The sequence below is a fragment of the Acinetobacter sp. TAC-1 genome, from assembly GCF_029025845.1.
GTDB classification, from domain to species: Bacteria; Pseudomonadota; Gammaproteobacteria; order Pseudomonadales; family Moraxellaceae; genus Acinetobacter; species Acinetobacter guillouiae.
Genome location: NZ_CP118892.1, coordinates 2,467,290 through 2,484,493, shown reverse-complemented (window position 1 = coordinate 2,484,493; position 17,204 = coordinate 2,467,290). Strand labels below are relative to the sequence as shown.

Below are 17,204 nucleotides of genomic sequence, written 5' to 3'. Positions count from 1 at the left end.
TTGTTCAAGTTTTATGAAAATATTTGCCAAAGATTATACACGACTAATGCCATAAATAGGAAGCCCAATACGCCTAAAGCCGTATATAAACGTTGTTGGTTGAGCTGCAAGCGTTTAACACGATTTTGATATTGTTTCACTTCAACTTGGAGTGTGTTGATCTTAGAGCGTTGTTGATCAATCTTTTCAAGCAAAGGCGCAATGCGTTTTTTTGATGCTTTTGTCTGGCTGTCATCATCTGGATTGGTTAACCATTGCTTCCAGTCTGAAAGCAATTTAGGTGCAGTTAAGTGTACAACCAGATCACGAAACTGCTCCTTGAGCAGGTTATCGCCTTCCAGACGCATTTTTTTCATGCTACGACGATTAGCAAAGACAAAAATTTGGATGAAATCGATGAGTGTGCTACTCACAGAAAGGTCAATGGCTTTTTCTGGAGGCTGTAAATCAAATAGAATACCACGATCTGTAAATTGAACATAAAAGTCAAAATAAGGAATATAACTATTCATTTTAATTGTAATCTGCTGTCCGACGAATTTTTTTGCCTGTAAGCGAACAACACGATCATGTTTTAATACGAAAGAATAAATGGTTTCCAATATAATCATGACAATGTTTAGCAACAAACGAGAATGACCTTGCTTTTGTTGCGATTCATTCATAAAAAATTCCTATAGCAAAACAGAGAGTCCGATCTCTAAATAAATTTGAAACAATCTCATCCATGACTGGAAACACAATATTTCAACAATGATATAAAAATTATCTTAATAACCATTGTCGAATTGCCAAGTGTTCCTTAACATTAAAACAATTACTTTGCTTTGTAGAACAGTTTAGCAAAAGGTTCAATAGTTTTATTTGATAATATAGCAATATTTTCTACATAATTTGGTCATATAGGTCATTACACGCTGGAGTTTGGGGTAAATGGAGCAAGATATGAAAAAGAGCAACAAAGAACAAACGGATCTTTATGAAGATCAAAATGAATTTGATGAATCTCAAATAAAGCCTAGAAATCATAAAAAGTCAGCATTAGATTTCAGAAAATATACAAAACAAATCTGGTTGGCAGGGTTGGGAGCGTTCTCCAGAGCCGAAGAAGAAGGCAATAAACTCTTTGATTCTTTAGTCAAGGTGGGTGAGGAGCTTGAATCCAAGACAGTTGAAGTCACAGATCAGACAGTCAATAAAGTCACTGAAAAAACCAAAGAGTCAGTTGCAGAAACCAAAGACAAGGTTGAAAAACTTTTAGATCAGCGTGTAAATCATTCATTAAACAGAATTGGTTTAGTGACTGCTAAAGATCTTCAGCATTTGGAAAACTTGATCCTGCAACTCCACAATAAGGTCGATGCATTGGCTGAAGAGAACCAAAACTTACGCGACCAATTGCTAAAAAAAATGAAATAATTACCATTAATCCAAAAAAATCGTAAATTTTAGTCGTAATTTTTGTGAAAAGCGTGTTTGGAGTCTTGCGTTTCCCCCCAAAGCATTGCTATAAAGTCGTCATGGCCTTTGATCTACAGCCTTGGAACTTAAACAAACGATATAAGAGGACGTAATCTTCATGAATAAATCAGAATTAATCGATGCGATTGCAGAAAAAGGGGGATTGTCAAAGTCCGATGCTGGTAAAGCATTAGATGCGACTATTGCTTCAATTGGTGAAGCGCTTAAAAAAGGCGACACAGTGACTTTAGTTGGCTTTGGCACATTCAGTGTTAAAGACCGTGCTGCTCGTACTGGTCGTAACCCTAAAACTGGTGAAGAGCTTCAGATTAAAGCAAGCAAAGTACCTAGCTTTAAAGCTGGTAAAGGCTTAAAAGACTCAGTAGCTTAATCTGAGCTTGTTAAAAGCGCGCCTTTGTGGCGCGTTTTTTATGAAATATATTAAATTATCAGTGATTGCTCGTTCATTCATTTCACAATTTCAGTTAGAATCCTTACGAAATATAATATTGGAATACTCATGGAATCGTTTCGCACTCTCATAAGGGGCTGGTTTGGTAAAGTTCTCCTTGTGTTATTTTTAGCGCCATTTGCTGTGGTTGGTATTGAAGGCTATTTCAGCGGTGGGCAAAAAGCAGACGTAGCTAAAACTGTTAATGGTCAAGATATTTCTAAAAAAGAGTTAGAAACGGTTACAAAAGGCTATACAGATCAATTATTGGCAAATCCTGCTATACATGGGGATGAGTCTTTATTGAACAAAGAATTTATTGCAAATAAAGCACTTGATTACCTAATTAGCCAAAGTCTTTTAAGACAACAAGCTGATAAGTTAGGTGTGACTTTGAGCGATGCTCAAATTGAACAGAAAATTGCACAAATTCCTGCTTTTCAGGAAAACGGTAAATTTTCAAATACTCTATATGCAAATTATTTACGCTCACAGGGTTTAACTAGCCAAGCATTTATCCAAAATATTCGCCAAGATTTTGCCTTAAGCATTTTGAGCTCTACAATTTCGGATAATGCACTGATCAGTAAATTGGATATCCAGCAAATTGCCAATTTGCAATCTGAACAACGTGAATTATTCTTATCAAGCGTTAAACTTGATGACTATAAAACCAATGTTAAAGTGACCAATCAGGAAATTGCGGATTATTACAACAAGCATCAAAATAAGTTTAAACAAGTTGCTTCAGTGGATGTGGACTATGTGGTGCTCAGCCCAGCGACATTGACACAGCCAAATGCGGCAGTGACTGATGCTGAATTACAACAAGCTTATACTCAGTTTGTAGAAAAATATAAGCAAAGTTTGAAGCGTGATGTTAAACATATTCTGATCACGACTGATTCTCGTACGCCTGAGCAAGCTGCTACACTTGCAAATGAAGTATATGCAAAAATTCAGGCAGGTACGTCATTTGCTCAAGCTGCTGCGCAATATTCAGAAGACCCTGATTCTAAAGCGAAAGGTGGGGCACTTGCTGCCTATGCGCCAGGTGCCTTTGGTGATGATTTTGATAAAGCTGTCAACTCAACCAGCAATGGTCAAGTGTCTAAGCCTGTTAAAACTCAATTCGGTTATCATTTGATTGAAGTGAATACACCAGTAGATTCAGTGCCATCGTTTGAGTCGAAAAAAGCTGAATTGACTGCTGAAGTTTTAAAGAATAAATCAGCCAACTATTTCTCTGACACTGTAAATAGTTTAAATGAGCAAGTGGTCAACAGTGATGCATTGGATGTGGTTTCACAAGCAGTGAAGACTGTTCAAGTTCAATCTGCAAATAATGTGAATTTAACGACAACTAATCCAGTTCTTGCTGATCCTGCTGTTAAATCTAAACTGTTTAATGATGATGTGAAAAGCGGAAATACGACGGCATCAAGTAATATCCAAACTGCCAATGGTGATGTTGTCTGGGTTAAAGTTCGTAAGTATCATCCAGCCGGTGTACAGCCTTTAGCGCAAGCAACTGCGCGTGTAAAAGCACAATTGATTGAACAAAAAGCGTTTGATGCTGCGCATGCAAAATTAAATGCCATGATTGCGGATTTCAAAAAATTGCCAGCGCAAGAGGTTACTGCGAAATATCAGTCTAACTTTGTCCATGCAGGAACATTTACTCGTTCAAAAGGCCTTAAGCGTGAGATTGAGCGTGTTGCCTTTAGTCAGCCAGTACCTAAAGCAGGCATGTGGTCTGTCAGCACTGCGAAACTGCCAAATGAGTTAGTTGTTGTGGCTGTAGCGAATGTGAAAAAAGTAGATACTGCTCAGATGGATCCTGCTGAAGTTCAGCAACTTACGCAAATGTATCAGAAGTTCCGTGGTGAACAATTATTAGATGATTATTCGCGTTATTTAAAAGCACAAGCAAAAATTAAATAATTGATCTTCTCTGATAAAAAAAGCGCCTCGGCGCTTTTTTTATGTGAAATGGAAAATAGCGTGAGTACAGGAGCTATATCACTAAGATGTGATTAGCGGATGTCTTTAATCTTTTTTAGATCTGATTGCGATATTGGCTTGGGCTAAGTTCAAATTGTTTCTTAAACGCCTGGCTAAATGCAGTTTCAGATGAATATCCCACTTGGTGTGCAATCTGCTGAATAGGCAGTTGTCCCTGTTTGATTAGCTGGCTGGCAAGACGTAAGCGATGTTGTTGCAAGTAGGCTAAAGGTGTTTCCCCAATAATTTGATTAAATAAACTGGCAAATTTAGAACGCGACATACAACAGGTTTCAGCTAAGCTTTCTACGGTCCAGCTCTGTTCTGGACGGCTGTGGATAGCAGCAAGGGCATTTGAAAGTTCAGGGTGCACGAGGGCATTTAACCAGTTATTGTGATCTTGCATTTGCTCAATATAGTCACGTACACACTCGATCATCAAAATACTGACAACGTGGTCCATAATTTTATTTTTACCCGCCATGGTTCTACGGGTTTCAGCAGAAACAAAATATAATCCAATTTTAAGCCATTCAGGTGCCTCATCACTCAAGGCATTTTGTATATGCAAATATGGTGGCAGTGCATTGATCAATGGACGAGCCATGATTGCATTCATATGGCACCGTACAGAAAGGATAAGGGTCTTTTCTGAGCTTCCTTGACCAAATTCAATTGCGTCTTGTCTTAATCCATCAAACAGTGATTCTATATTGAGGCTTTCAACTAACTGCGTGTCTAAATGATTTTTTACCGTGTGTGCTAATCCTGCTGGAATTAAAAACATATCGCCGGTTTGTAGTGCAACAGTCATTTTGGGTGAAAATTCTAAATAAGCATTTCCATACAGAACAATATGCGCGATCACGGCATCTTGTTTTGGGCTCTGAAACGACCAATCACCTTGAGCTTGAAGGTAAATATATTCTGAATGGTTGAGATGAATATCATCAAAAATTTTACTTAAAGCATCCATAGATTCAGTTCAAATTTCCTGTTCTCAAATAATAAAAATGTTTCATGCTATTAAAACATGTGCGCAAAGGACAAACTCTATGTTGAAGATGCCAAAGACTTTTTCATAGGTTTTATGGACGCTTACAACTGTCTTTAAGTTGAATTTTACATAAATATATAACTAAGTAGAAAGATAGGGAAGATATAGCCATGAATGCACCAGTTCAACTGACAGAGCAGCAATTGCAACAATTAAAACCAAAGTCAGGTTTGGCACTTGATAAAAAGCGTTATCTTTGGATGATTAGCCCATCACTTCCAGTGATTGGGTTAGGAATCTTAACGGGATATCATGTTGCACCTAAGCCACTGAAAAAAGTTTTTGCATTGGGTGGGCCACTGGTACTACATGTGATTATTCCAGCCATAGATTCATTGATTGGTAAGGATAAAAACAATCCGACCAGTGAAGATGTAAAATTACTTGAGCAAGATCCGTATTATTCACGTTTGGTCAAATCTTTTATTCCGATTCAATATGTCGCCAATGTATATGCTTGTTATTTGGTGGGGCGTAAACAAACATCACTTTTAGATAAGATCTTGCTTGGTGTCTCAATGGGTGCAATTAATGGTATTGCCATTAACACAGCACATGAGTTAAGCCATAAGCATGACCGTATGGACCATATTTTATCGCATTTGGCATTGGTTCCATCAGGTTATAACCATTTCCGTATTGAACATCCTTATGGACACCATAAACGCGCTGCAACGCCTGAAGATCCAGCTTCATCGCAAATGGGTGAAACGCTCTATGAGTTTTTACCACGTACCGTCATTGGTTCATTTAAATCAGCGATTGAAATTGAAACCAACCGTCTTAAACGGAAGGGCCTTGGATTCTGGTCTAAAGATAATGAGTTATTGCAAGGCTGGACAATGACCGCAGCATTCCATTCATCTATGGTCGGGTTATTTGGTAAAGGTATTTTGCCTTATTTAGCAACTCAGTCAGCTTATAGTATTACGTTGTTTGAGATCATCAATTATATTGAGCATTATGGTTTGTTGCGCCAAAAAGATGAAAATGGCAAATATGAACGCACAATGCCTGAGCATAGTTGGAACAATAACAACATCGTAACGAATTTATTCTTATATCAGTTACAACGTCATTCAGATCATCATGCCTTTCCGACACGCCCATTCCAAGCGTTACGTCACTTTGATGAAGCACCTGAATTACCAAGCGGTTATGCAAGTATGCTGTTACCAGCGATGATCCCGTCATGGTGGTTTAAAATTATGGATAAGCGTGTATTTGATCATTACAAAGGTGATTTAAATAAGGCCAGTATTTATCCAAAGCGCCGAGCAAGCATTTTCAAAAAATTTGGTGTCGTGGACAAGTTGTTGAATAAGTAAATTTAATTTTAAGATAAAAGCCCAGAATTGGGCTTTTATTGTTTTTGAGCATTAAAATATTTCAGCATTTTTAAATGTTGACTAACGCTACTTTTAGTTGTGAGTCATCCTTGTTAAAGCATAAGCACTTGTCGCTTAATTTTAATGAATGTAAAAAAAATCCCTGAAATACTATCTTTCTTTTTCTGTTTATTTCATAGTATTCAGCAATGGTATTTTAAATTTACAAATGTAATTTGGAACTTCGTATGAAATGGGAAGAAATAGGCAATCAACCGTGTTCAATTGCGCGTACATTATCTGTATTGGGTGATCGATGGACCATGCTTATTTTACGTAATGCTTTTATGGGGGTACGTCGTTTTGATGATTTTCAAGAAAATTTAGGTGTGACAAGACATGTATTGTCTGAACGGCTAAAACGTTTGGTTGAGCATGAAATACTGGTTAAAGTGGCTTATGTCGATCGGCAAGAGCGTTATGAATATCGCTTAACTGAAAAGGGCTTAGATCTATATCCTATTTTATTAACCATGGTGGCATGGGCGGATAAGTGGATGGATGAGGGGCTGGGTGCACCTATGGTGTATCAACATACCGTCTGTGGACATGAGTTTACTCCGGTATTGGTATGTTCAGAATGTCAGCAGGCGGTGAATGCAAGACAGGTGAAGCCAATCGTTAGCTCTGCGTTTTTTCAATACATAGCGCAGAAAAAATTAGCTTGATTGCTATTCCCTAGCTGATTTTTAATATTTATTATGAATTAATTTTAGATTAAGTTGTTGGTAAATATCATAAAAATATAAAGACATGTGCACTCATGATCTTTAGTGTTGGTGAAAATGTTTAGATGAAGCGTAGCAAGTAATTTGAAATTTTAATTACTGATATTGTTTTTGATTTTTGTTAACAAGATATAAAATATGTGATTGTTCAATTTAAAAAATATATAATTTAAATTAATAAGTAAAAGTATGAAAAACAGTAACTGTAATCCTAGTTTAGAAAATAAAGTTTATTGCTTGATAAAGAATAGAGCGATTTTTTAAACAGATAATTTTGATCAAGTCATTCACTTTTATATACTTATTTAACTGATGCAAAATTTTAATAATTTATAAAATATTCAATATGGAGTAATCGAATGGGAATTGGTTCAAGCCCAACAGTCGGAAGTACTTGTGATACGTGCCTACAGAAGTTTACGATTCATTTTCGAAGATGTGAAGATAACATATATGATGGAAGTTATGGTTTTGATTGGTACAGACCTGAATACTTTAAAAAATTAACCAACTATAGACCGAATGCAGCAACAAAATTTGGAAACAAAGTTGCTTTAGTCAGTGGTTCGATACAATCATTAAAAGCGACATATACTCAAGACCAAATTAGCAAAATTAGCCCATTTGGCACAGAATATATCCCTGCATGGTTAGCAATTTACCCAAGTTCACAAGAGGATAGCAATAGTTCTAATCCTGTCAATCAAGGGGTTAGGCTTAATTTAGAGTTGAGACTATTAGATTCAGAAAATAATTTTTCATTAAAAAATGATGGAACAAAGATTAAGTTTGAAGTTTCAAATCCGAATATTATTATTGAACCAGCAGAGTTCAGTGTCGAAGATTTTATTTACGCCAAAAAAATGACCCGAGATTTAGGCGAAGATACTAAAAGAGAAGAAGAGATTTATTATCTAGCTTCAGAAATAGTGAATATTAAGTGCACAGGTGCTTTGCAAAAACATGAAGAAATCATTGTAACAGCAATAAAAGGAGAGACCCAAGAGAAAGTTGGGAAGCTAATGCTTTATCATAATGCTGTGATTCCTACTATATCGGTTATCTTTGTAGACGTTATAACTGATGGAAAAAAACCAAGCCGTTCACATGATTATGAAAATTTTTTAAAGCATAACTCATTTAATCAAGCTTTAATTAATGTAGAAATAAAAAATGCCCCAACATTTAATTTAAACAAATATCGTAGCAAAGACGATGATGTTAATATATCTTTGAATAAATTAAATATAAATGACACGGGTTATTTTTTAAGTGACTTAACTAAGTTTTATAAAAAATATCAAGATAAAAACTTAGCGACTAAAAATTATGTTTTCGTAACAACTGTAGAAATAAAGAATGCAGTTGGTGCTGGTGGTGACAGCGTTACTTTATTTAACTGTCCTCAAAATATATTTAATCAAGTCGTGGTACATGAATTAGGGCATCGTTTTGGATTGGATCATTTGTTTGAATCACAGAAAATTACAGCCAAAGGATCGAGCTTTCAATTTATACAGGGTACTACAGCTAATTTTTTAGATTATGATCATTCGGATGGCGTAAATTTAAAAAATAAAACTGCAGTCAATCCAAATCAAACACTAAAATATTTTTTCAAATACCAATGGGATTTTCTCAGGAAGAAAGTGAAATAATTATGCTATCGCCAATTTAGATATTTACTCGCTATATTGATGGGTTTGATCTCATATTGAATTAAACGAATCAATTTTTATGGAGTGATCACAAACAATTTGCAGGTTTAGGGATACCCGCCAAACGGCTTAAATGGCGGGCAACCAGTCCTGTATTAAACTTGTCTTGTAAAACAGCATTATCAATTGCTGGGTTGATCGTTTTCATTAAAAATTTAATCAGTGGACGAGTTGCAGGAGAGTGGCCAAACTGGGTATAAAATTGACGTACTGCATGCAACACCTCAAAATGCCATGGGGTCAGTTGTAGATCTAAACTTTGTGCCAACTCTTGGGCAACCTGTTCATTCCAAATGGTGTAATCTACTAAATGACCATCTTGGTCTAACTTAAAGCTCATAAAACCGCCTAAACAAAACAACAGAAACAATGTAACTTTTGATCAACAAAACATCAAAGATTGATTTTTAAAAAATCGAAATAAATTTACAACCTAGCCCACTATTTTAAACTGATACAGCGGTTAAAGTCTAAAACCAACTGAGCAAATTGTGGGTAAGAAATTGATTTAAAATTTTCAGGAATGGATTCAGATAAAATCTCAGCATCATTTTCAAGAAGATAAAGATTCTGTTTGTTTGTTAAGCGCTGATCTGCTGCAAACAGTACCGCATCACCCATTAAAACAATGTGATCATGAGAACAATACAGTTGATCCAACTGATTCAATATATGGTCTGTATGTATAAAAGAAGATTGAATTAAATAAAGTGTTTTATCTGACATTTGAACTTTCCTTCTACAGCTTACCAATACAACACATGATCAAAAGACTGAATAAATTCAGCATTCAATTCTACAAATTCCAACTCTTGTTGTGATTGAGTAACAAAAGCAGAGCTTTTATTCATATTTTCTACTAAAACTGGTGTTAAATCATAGAATTCAAAGCTATCGACCAGATTTGAAGCAAGCTTAAATACGTGATTTAATTGGCTAAAAGCCATTTCTGATTTAAGTAGGCTTAATCCAGCGTCTTTAAGTAACACTTTGACTTTACTGCCAAAAGTTGCAAGCACCATGGTTGCTGACAAACTTTCATGTACTTGCAATGTATTTAAATTTGCTTGGGTTATCACAACGAGCACAGTATTCACACAAATTACCTTTTAAATGCAACACGCTAATGGGATGATCAACTTAGAATTGAATGATACGATCTGTAGATTGAACAGCATCTGCAAGTTCGCCTAAACCCACAAGTTCAAAGCCTTTTGCAAGATTATCGGCTGGAATTTGGTGACGTTTGGCATTCTCTTGATCTGTTATCCCCCGCGCTAATGCAGCACTCACACAGACAGGAAGTCGAATTGAGAGTTTTTGCCATTCTACAGATAAATTACGTTGATCGTCAGGAACCCATTGCAAGTTGTTCGCAACTTGTACACCATCTTGATAAAAGAAAACACGAAATTCTTGATCTTCAGCTTGCAGAGATTGAGCTAAACCCAATGCATGCCATGCATGGATTGAAGTCGGTGCTGCAGTGATTAGTAATAAAGTACTCATTTGATGGCGATTCACTTGGAGAATGGACAGTTTGCAACATTCAAACTTGATAATGATAGGTAGTATACAATGATTTTAGTGACTGGTGGTTTAGGCTTTATAGGCTCGCATGTGGTTTTAAGTTTGCTAGCTCAAGGGCAAGCGGTCGTCATTGTGGATAATCTAGCCAATGCCAATCTGCAATGCTTAGAGCGCTTAGAATTTATTACAGGAATGTATATTCCCTTTGTCAAAATTGATATTCGTAATACTCCCGCTTTAAATAAAGTATTTGAACAATATTCAATAGATACCGTTGTGCATTGTGCGGGTTTTAAGTCTATTGAAGAGTCAAACCTAAAACCACTTGAATATTATAATGACAATCTCAGTTGTATTATGAGTTTATTACGCGCGATGCAGCGTACTGGTGTCAGAAATTTGGTACATCTTTCTAGCCTTATGGTTTATGCGCAATCGAGTTTAGAACTGAATGAACAAACCGCATTTAATTATAGTTATCCCAATCCTTATATAAAATCTCAGCAAATGATTGAAGAAATCATTAAAGACACATTCAAAACTGATGAAGAATGGAAAATTGCCATTTTAAGGGTTTCAAATGTCGTCGGTGCATTTGAACATGGCGTCTTGGGTGAGTTTGTTGCACCACTACCTAAAAATGTTGTCCCTTTGGCTTTACAAGTTGCAGCTCAACAACGTGATCTAATTGAAGTACAACGTAATTCAGAGACTGCGGATAAAACGACTGAGCGTAGTTTTGTGCATGTACTTGATGTATGTGAAGCAATTAAATCAACTATTCTTTGGCTACATGAGCAGGGTAATGTTTATCAAAGTTTTGATATTGCAGGTCCTGTCAGTTCGATACAAAACCTGATCAACTTGATCGAAGAGGTTACGGGGAGTCAAATCCATCAAATTGATGCGGTGTATAAATTAGATGAACTGGATCAGGTTGCATCTACCAGCCAAAAAGCTTTTGAGGTTTTAAAATGGAAAGCACAGCGCTCGCTTAAACAAATGATTGAAGATGAATGGCGTTTTTATCAAAATACCTTAAACAATCGATAAAAATCCAGAATAGATGATTTTTGTAAATAATTATCATTTACATGTTTGGTTGATTTGTTTAGCATAATCGCTTCGCTGAAGCTGGTGTTTTTACGCAGATGTTGTCAAAACAAGCTTTAACTTGAAAATAAGATATGGATAAAGAAGAGGTTGAAAATGCAAACACGTATTGAACATGACACAATGGGCGATGTTGAAGTCCCAAGCGAAGCAATGTGGGGCGCACAAACTCAGCGAAGCGTAGAAAACTTTAAAATTGGTACAGAACATATGCCACGCCCGATGATTCGAGCGATGGGGCTGGTCAAAAAGGCAGCGGCAATAACCAATGCCAGCTTAAACCAAATTCCGCATGATCTGTCACAGTACATTGTCGATGCTGCCGATGAAGTAATTTCAGGCAAATGGGATTCACAATTTCCTTTGGTGGTTTGGCAAACAGGTTCAGGTACGCAAAGTAATATGAACTGTAATGAAGTCATTGCGAATATTGCCAATCAAAAATTAGGTAATCCATTAGGTTCGCAAAAGCCAGTGCATCCGAATGATCATGTCAATCGTGCACAATCTACCAATGATTCATTTCCAACAGCGATTCATGTGGCTGCTGCGGTACAAATCAATGAGTTGCTTATTCCAGCAGTAAAACGCTTACGAGACACTTTACATCGCAAATCTGAAGCGTTTGACGATATTGTTAAGATTGGCCGTACTCATTTACAGGATGCAACACCACTTACATTAGGACAGGAATTCAGTGGCTATGTTTCACAGCTGGATCATGGACTAAAACGTTTACAACAGGCTTTGGTGTGGCTCTATGAGTTACCACTTGGTGGTACAGCTGTTGGTACAGGTTTAAATGCGCATCCTGAATATGCAGACAAAGCAGCGGAAGAATTAGCCAAACTGACGGGTTTGCCATTTATCAGTAATCCAAATAAGTTTGAAGCACTTGCTGGTCGTGATGCTGCTGTATTTGCTTCTGGTTCATTGAAAACCTTAGCTGCAAGTTTAAATAAAATTGCCAATGATATACGTTGGTTAGCAAGTGGACCACGTTGTGGTTTGGGTGAGTTGCGTATTCCAGAGAATGAACCAGGTTCAAGCATCATGCCAGGTAAAGTCAACCCAACCCAATGTGAAGCAATGACCATGGTGGTTGCGCAAGTGATGGGGAATGACACCACGATTAATTTTGCAGGTGCAGCGGGGAATTTTGAACTGAATGTTTATATGCCTGTGATTGCATATAATCTTGTTCAGTCGATTCAATTGCTTGGCGATGCATGTAACAGCTTCGATGAACACTGTGCTGTAGGGATTGAACCAAATCGTGAAAAAATTGATTACTTCTTACATAATTCATTGATGCTGGTAACAGCACTGAATCCTGTGATTGGTTATGAAAATGCAGCTAAAGTTGCTAAAACGGCTTATAAAGAAGATAAGACTTTAAAAGAAGTTGCGATAGAACTTGGTTTTGTCACGGCTGAACAGTTTGATGAAGTGGTACAACCTGAAAAAATGGTACGTCCAAACGCGAAATAATGAGTTGTAAGCGGCTATACTTTTGATGATTTATTGAGAAAGCATCAGTCGTTTAAAAAAGCACCTTAAGGTGCTTTTTTATTTTGAATTTGGAGGAGTTTTAGGATTCGCATTAACCATGTTTCTTCCGAGCCTCATGGTCACTTTTATTATGTGAGACCCTCTAATTGAGCGCCGTTTTCTCAAAATACTGAACAGCAGGTGAACGTGACATATAGGCTAAAGCCTGTTCTGTATCACCTTCATGAAGCGGATTAAACTTTGGAGAGGTCCAACGTAGAGTGGCTTTCCATAGGTATTTAATGGTCGGTAGGTGATCTGTTTTAGTTGCAGTTTTTTCAAACTCTCGAATAAAAGCAAAGAATCCATGGCGCATTAATTTTTGGATTTGTTGATGTTCAGTATCTTGTTGGCCCAGACTACGAGCAAAATCAACGAGGAAGTAAATAAAAAGCGGAAAAATTCCCATCATAATGATTTGTCTGGAAACATAAAAACTTAGCTTTTGTTGTAATAAATGCTCAAACAAATCATAAGCGACACAACGATGTTCAACTTCTTCCGCGAGATGCCAGCGGAATAAATCAGCCATGGCTGGATCAGCTTTATCCCAAGATTTACTATCAAGCGTCCATTGCCCAATTGTACCTGTAAAGTGCTCAATTGCTGCAATAACACCTACACGAAAGATTAACCAATATTCGTCAAATTTTTTTCCTTTTAAAAAAGGAATTCCTAATGGTTTGTCACCTAATAAAATGTTGAAAACAAGATGAGCACGATTTAATGGTTCTTGTATGTCATAGCCATTTTCTCTTAAAAAGTCTTGTACTTTTTCATGTGCGCGTGCATGCGCAGCTTCTTGGCGGACAAAGCCAATAACGTCTTGTTTTAATTTTTCATCGCTAATATGTGGAAGGGTTTTATTAAATACTCGACAAAACCAAAACTCGCCCGCAGGCAAAAGCATATTGATACCATTGGCGATATGTGAACAGAGTGGATCATCTGGCATCCAACATACAGAAGACTCAGAAAAATCGAAATATACTTTTCTTGCTTTAATTTGATGACTTTCCGTGATCATTGTGGTTATCCAACATGAAACTGTTAAGCGATTAAAAGTTTTTACCATTTAGAATAATTAGCGACCATATCCTTTGAGGACACTTTTTTTGTGATTTTTACTCTTTTGAGTAGAAAATATTGCTTTAGAAATTTAATATTATTTTTTTAAGTTATTGATATTGTTATTTCTTAATTTAAAAATCCAGAAAATAAAGACGTGAAAATCAATGTGGATTAGATGATATAAAAATAATTTTAATAGATTGAATCATCTATAGAAATATCAAATTTCTATATTGGAATACTGAGATTTAAATTCAGCGATTGTTCAACAAAAAAAAAGGATAATTCACGAATTATTGATTGGTTTATATTAATGATTTTACTAAGTTTTATTTTATAAGTTCTGTATTGTTTTTGGGTTGCAATATTTACTTTTATTTATATATCATATGCTTATGGTTTAATGAGACCTAGGGTTGCTGTTGGTTTTATCGATTTTATTAACAATTTTTAATTTTATTTTTCAATAAAAATTAATTTATAGTGTCAGCTCAACTTTATAATATTGACTCAGGTATAACATGAATAAAAGAAAAGTTATTACAGTCTTCATTACAAGTGGTATGGTCACTTTTGCCATAGCCGCAACCACACTATCACCAAACCAGAATAACCAGAGTGGAATCATCCCAACAGGCTATGATGATCTGATATTTAGTGTATCCAATGGCAATTGGGTAAAGAATATTTCCTTACCGAATGTAGCAAAAGAAGGTGCCTTAATTACAATTCAATCAACTGCGGGTTATGACAGTGATATTGATTTAAGTAATGTAAATATTGAAAAAAAAGGCGTTCTCACACTAAAGTCTGGAAACAGTTATCGTTTTAAATTTAGTAATGGAAAATGGGAGTTTTATGCGCCTGAAACTGCCAATTTTACGCCTGAAAAAAATGGCAATACCATTCCCGTATTTCAACAATCACAGGCCCAATATGTTGTAAGTGATGCTGCTTGGACTGAGACAATCCATTTACCGCAAACAGGTCAGAATGGCCAGATCCTTGTGGTTAAGTCTAATGCGCTTAAATCCTCCAAAATTAATTCACAAAATGCTTTATTTCCAAGTACATTGGTTGTCAATAAAAATGATGCATATATCTTTCAATATAATCAAGAACTGAGTAAATGGGTTCCACTGTCTGTTCCGACACGTATTATCAATGTGATCAATGGTAATACTGCGGCATTAAATACAGCTTTGCAAAATTTAACTGCAGCTAAAACAGAAATTCGTTTTGCTGATGGGGCGTGGGTGTCTTCATTAAAATTACCGCAAACAGCAAACGACCGAGATCGTATCATTGTTAGCTCAACTGCAAGCTGGCAATCAGTGATTGAAAATGAAAATACCAATACTACCGCAACCCTAAAACTCAACAAGGGCAATCGTTACGAGTTCATTTATATTGCAGATAAATCGTATTGGGTGTTGGCTTCGTCTCCTAAAACCGTATTCACTGCAAACACCGCTGCACAAGGCTTTACATTTAAAACCCCTGTTGTTGAAATAACCGCTGATAATGCGCAATGGGCACCTGTTGTAAACTTGCCAGCGGCTCAGTCTGGTGACAAGGTTATCTTATCTAATTCTGCGGATACAGCGTTTACAGTTTCAGGTAGCAACATTAGTGCAAGCTTAAAAAAAGGCGATAAAATCCGTTTGGTATTTAACAATGGTGTTTGGAACACCGATAGTTATCAGATTGATTTGCTGCTTGTGAATAGTCCCGTAGTCAATGACAAACTCGGTGCAACTGCTGCAAAAATTCAAGCCCGTGAAGCACTTAGATTAACCAATGAAGCGCTTGAAAACTCGCAAGCAAAAGCCTACTACAAAGAAGTTGGATACTTGGATTATCGAATCCCTGGAACGACACTCGGTGATGCGATTAATTTAGGGCGTTCAGATGCCACCGTACAAGCGGAAAGAACCAGAACAGGTGCTGACGCGGTATATACCATTACAGATCATTCGGGTTGCGGTTTAGCTTATATAAATAGCACTCCGAGTAAGTACAATATGATCGGATCACATAACTATGGTTGTGGTATCACCGCAATGCGGCATGAATTAGGGCATAACATGGGACTCGGACATAGCTTTGATCGAACCACAGGTTATAACTGGGGATTTGGTCATCCTTTAGGCAGTACTATTATGGGTGGAAATCAAATTGGCTTATATTCGAGCCCAGATATCTATAGCCCTGAATATGGCGTGCGTTTAGGTGAAACTGACAAATTTGATGGCTTAAGAAAAATTAATGAGAATGTTGAAGCCATTTCAAAATTTTTAGTGGCGGTTAATCCATAATGAATAAACGGATATATCTCATTATTTCCGTTGTTTTAACTGTTTTGGTGGTTTCTTTGTTGGCTTGGTGCATCTCAGGTCAACAGGAGACAGCTGATACAGCTAAAGCGATTACGTCTAAACAAAATGAACAAATCGATCAAGTGAATTCACCGAAGCTAAATACAGATCTAACCGAAACACAAGTATTGCAACGTATAAAAGACAGCCATGCTCGCCGTAAAATTGTAACGCTGGATGAAGACAAATTACGTGCAGGAATTTTCAATCAACAGATGTTCAATTTGAGTACTGTTGATACCGTGTCTATGCATAATCCTGTTCCTTTGACAGATGCACAAAAAAAAGATGGGCGAATATTTCTGAGGAATGATCTATATACCTTAGAGGCGAAGAATATCGGCGATCAAATCGTATTTAATGTGCCAGGCTATGGTTTAAACAGACAGGCCGTTATAGAACGTATAGAGGTAGATCCAGATGAAGATATTATCAGTTGGTCAGGCTCTCTAGAAGGAGGAGATCAAAATAGTGAGAAGTTTCATATTACTCAAACCATTAAAGACAATTTTACCATGGGTACGATTACAGCAGATGGTAAAACCTATGCCATTTTGATGAAAAATGGCTATGGATGGGTCAATGACGTTGCCAATGAATCTGCCGCACTTGAGGCAGCGGAAAAGGAGACGGATCATGTACATTAATTTTTTAATCTAAAGACATGATTTATTCTCTAAACTTGAAGTAGCAACAAAATGAAAATAGTCATTACTGCGTCATAACAAAGATTTAGACACCTCGAAAGGTGTCT

At 36.6% G+C, this 17,204-nt stretch carries 17 protein-coding genes; 10 read left to right on the top strand and 7 right to left on the bottom strand.

What is annotated here, in order from left to right:
- Positions 1-11 precede the first annotated feature (11 nt).
- A complete protein-coding gene (locus tag PYV58_RS11630) occupies positions 12-665 on the bottom strand; it encodes a hypothetical protein (RefSeq protein WP_004720623.1) in 654 nt (217 codons plus the stop codon).
- 268 nt (positions 666-933) lie between these two features.
- On the opposite strand from PYV58_RS11630, the gene PYV58_RS11625 reads away from it, so the two are divergent.
- The 3 genes from PYV58_RS11625 (at position 934) to PYV58_RS11615 (ending at position 3,856) form a co-directional block, all read left to right on the top strand.
- On the top strand, positions 934-1,419 hold the full coding sequence (locus PYV58_RS11625; RefSeq protein ID WP_004821389.1) for a phasin family protein: 486 nt from the start codon (positions 934-936) through the stop codon (positions 1,417-1,419).
- A 160-nt stretch (positions 1,420-1,579) separates the two neighbouring features.
- Positions 1,580-1,852 (top strand): HU family DNA-binding protein, encoded by a 273-nt coding sequence (locus PYV58_RS11620; RefSeq protein ID WP_004720620.1) that lies wholly within the window; start codon positions 1,580-1,582, stop codon positions 1,850-1,852.
- A 129-nt stretch (positions 1,853-1,981) separates the two neighbouring features.
- On the top strand, positions 1,982-3,856 hold the full coding sequence (locus PYV58_RS11615) for a SurA N-terminal domain-containing protein (protein WP_034610393.1): 1,875 nt from the start codon (positions 1,982-1,984) through the stop codon (positions 3,854-3,856).
- A gap of 115 nt (positions 3,857-3,971) precedes the next feature.
- On the opposite strand, the gene PYV58_RS11610 is transcribed toward PYV58_RS11615, so the two are convergent.
- The gene (locus tag PYV58_RS11610) at positions 3,972-4,892 is read right to left on the bottom strand and encodes an AraC family transcriptional regulator (RefSeq protein WP_004720615.1); all 921 of its coding nucleotides are present in this window, start codon (positions 4,890-4,892) and stop codon (positions 3,972-3,974) included.
- A gap of 191 nt (positions 4,893-5,083) precedes the next feature.
- On the opposite strand from PYV58_RS11610, the gene PYV58_RS11605 reads away from it, so the two are divergent.
- The 3 genes from PYV58_RS11605 to PYV58_RS11595 all read left to right on the top strand — a co-directional run bounded on the left by PYV58_RS11605 (position 5,084) and on the right by PYV58_RS11595 (position 8,747).
- Positions 5,084-6,301 carry an alkane 1-monooxygenase gene (locus tag PYV58_RS11605; RefSeq protein ID WP_004821397.1) on the top strand — a complete coding sequence of 406 codons (1,218 nt, stop codon included), beginning with the start codon at positions 5,084-5,086 and terminating at the stop codon, positions 6,299-6,301.
- A gap of 248 nt (positions 6,302-6,549) precedes the next feature.
- On the top strand, positions 6,550-7,029 hold the full coding sequence (locus PYV58_RS11600; protein WP_034610396.1) for a helix-turn-helix domain-containing protein: 480 nt from the start codon (positions 6,550-6,552) through the stop codon (positions 7,027-7,029).
- Between the two features lie 419 nt (positions 7,030-7,448).
- Positions 7,449-8,747: a reprolysin-like metallopeptidase gene (locus PYV58_RS11595; protein ID WP_034610399.1), complete on the top strand. Its 1,299-nt coding sequence runs from the start codon at positions 7,449-7,451 to the stop codon at positions 8,745-8,747.
- 88 nt (positions 8,748-8,835) lie between these two features.
- Here the strand turns inward: PYV58_RS11595 and PYV58_RS11590 are convergent, their stop codons facing one another.
- The 4 genes from PYV58_RS11590 to tusD form a co-directional block, all read right to left on the bottom strand.
- Positions 8,836-9,147, bottom strand: a complete 312-nt coding sequence (locus PYV58_RS11590; RefSeq protein ID WP_034610416.1) for a TusE/DsrC/DsvC family sulfur relay protein — start codon at positions 9,145-9,147, stop codon at positions 8,836-8,838.
- Between the two features lie 101 nt (positions 9,148-9,248).
- A complete protein-coding gene (locus PYV58_RS11585; RefSeq protein ID WP_034610421.1) occupies positions 9,249-9,533 on the bottom strand; it encodes a DsrH/TusB family sulfur metabolism protein in 285 nt (94 codons plus the stop codon).
- A 20-nt stretch (positions 9,534-9,553) separates the two neighbouring features.
- Positions 9,554-9,904 (bottom strand): hypothetical protein, encoded by a 351-nt coding sequence (locus PYV58_RS11580; RefSeq protein ID WP_034610425.1) that lies wholly within the window; start codon positions 9,902-9,904, stop codon positions 9,554-9,556.
- Positions 9,905-9,947: 43 nt separating this feature from the next.
- Entirely contained in the window at positions 9,948-10,316 is a 369-nt protein-coding gene (gene tusD / locus PYV58_RS11575; protein WP_034610427.1) for a sulfurtransferase complex subunit TusD, read from the bottom strand.
- 69 nt (positions 10,317-10,385) lie between these two features.
- Between tusD and PYV58_RS11570 the strand changes: the two genes are divergently transcribed.
- Together PYV58_RS11570 and fumC are read left to right on the top strand one after the other, a co-directional pair.
- Complete coding sequence (locus PYV58_RS11570; protein WP_034610431.1) at positions 10,386-11,390, top strand: SDR family NAD(P)-dependent oxidoreductase; 1,005 nt, start codon at positions 10,386-10,388, stop codon at positions 11,388-11,390.
- Positions 11,391-11,546: 156 nt separating this feature from the next.
- On the top strand, positions 11,547-12,941 hold the full coding sequence (fumC, locus tag PYV58_RS11565) for a class II fumarate hydratase (protein WP_004821410.1): 1,395 nt from the start codon (positions 11,547-11,549) through the stop codon (positions 12,939-12,941).
- Positions 12,942-13,104: 163 nt separating this feature from the next.
- Here the strand turns inward: fumC and PYV58_RS11560 are convergent, their stop codons facing one another.
- Positions 13,105-14,028: a metal-dependent hydrolase gene (locus PYV58_RS11560; RefSeq protein ID WP_034610552.1), complete on the bottom strand. Its 924-nt coding sequence runs from the start codon at positions 14,026-14,028 to the stop codon at positions 13,105-13,107.
- A gap of 565 nt (positions 14,029-14,593) precedes the next feature.
- On the opposite strand from PYV58_RS11560, the gene cpaA reads away from it, so the two are divergent.
- Both cpaA and cpaB read left to right on the top strand, forming a co-directional pair.
- Positions 14,594-16,390, top strand: coding sequence for a metalloendopeptidase CpaA (gene cpaA, locus PYV58_RS11555; RefSeq protein WP_034610435.1), 1,797 nt, complete (start codon positions 14,594-14,596; stop codon positions 16,388-16,390).
- A complete protein-coding gene (gene cpaB / locus PYV58_RS11550) occupies positions 16,390-17,097 on the top strand; it encodes a metalloprotease secretion chaperone CpaB (RefSeq protein ID WP_034610438.1) in 708 nt (235 codons plus the stop codon). Before cpaA ends, cpaB begins: the two co-directional genes overlap by 1 nt.
- The last annotated feature ends 107 nt before the right edge of the window (positions 17,098-17,204 follow it).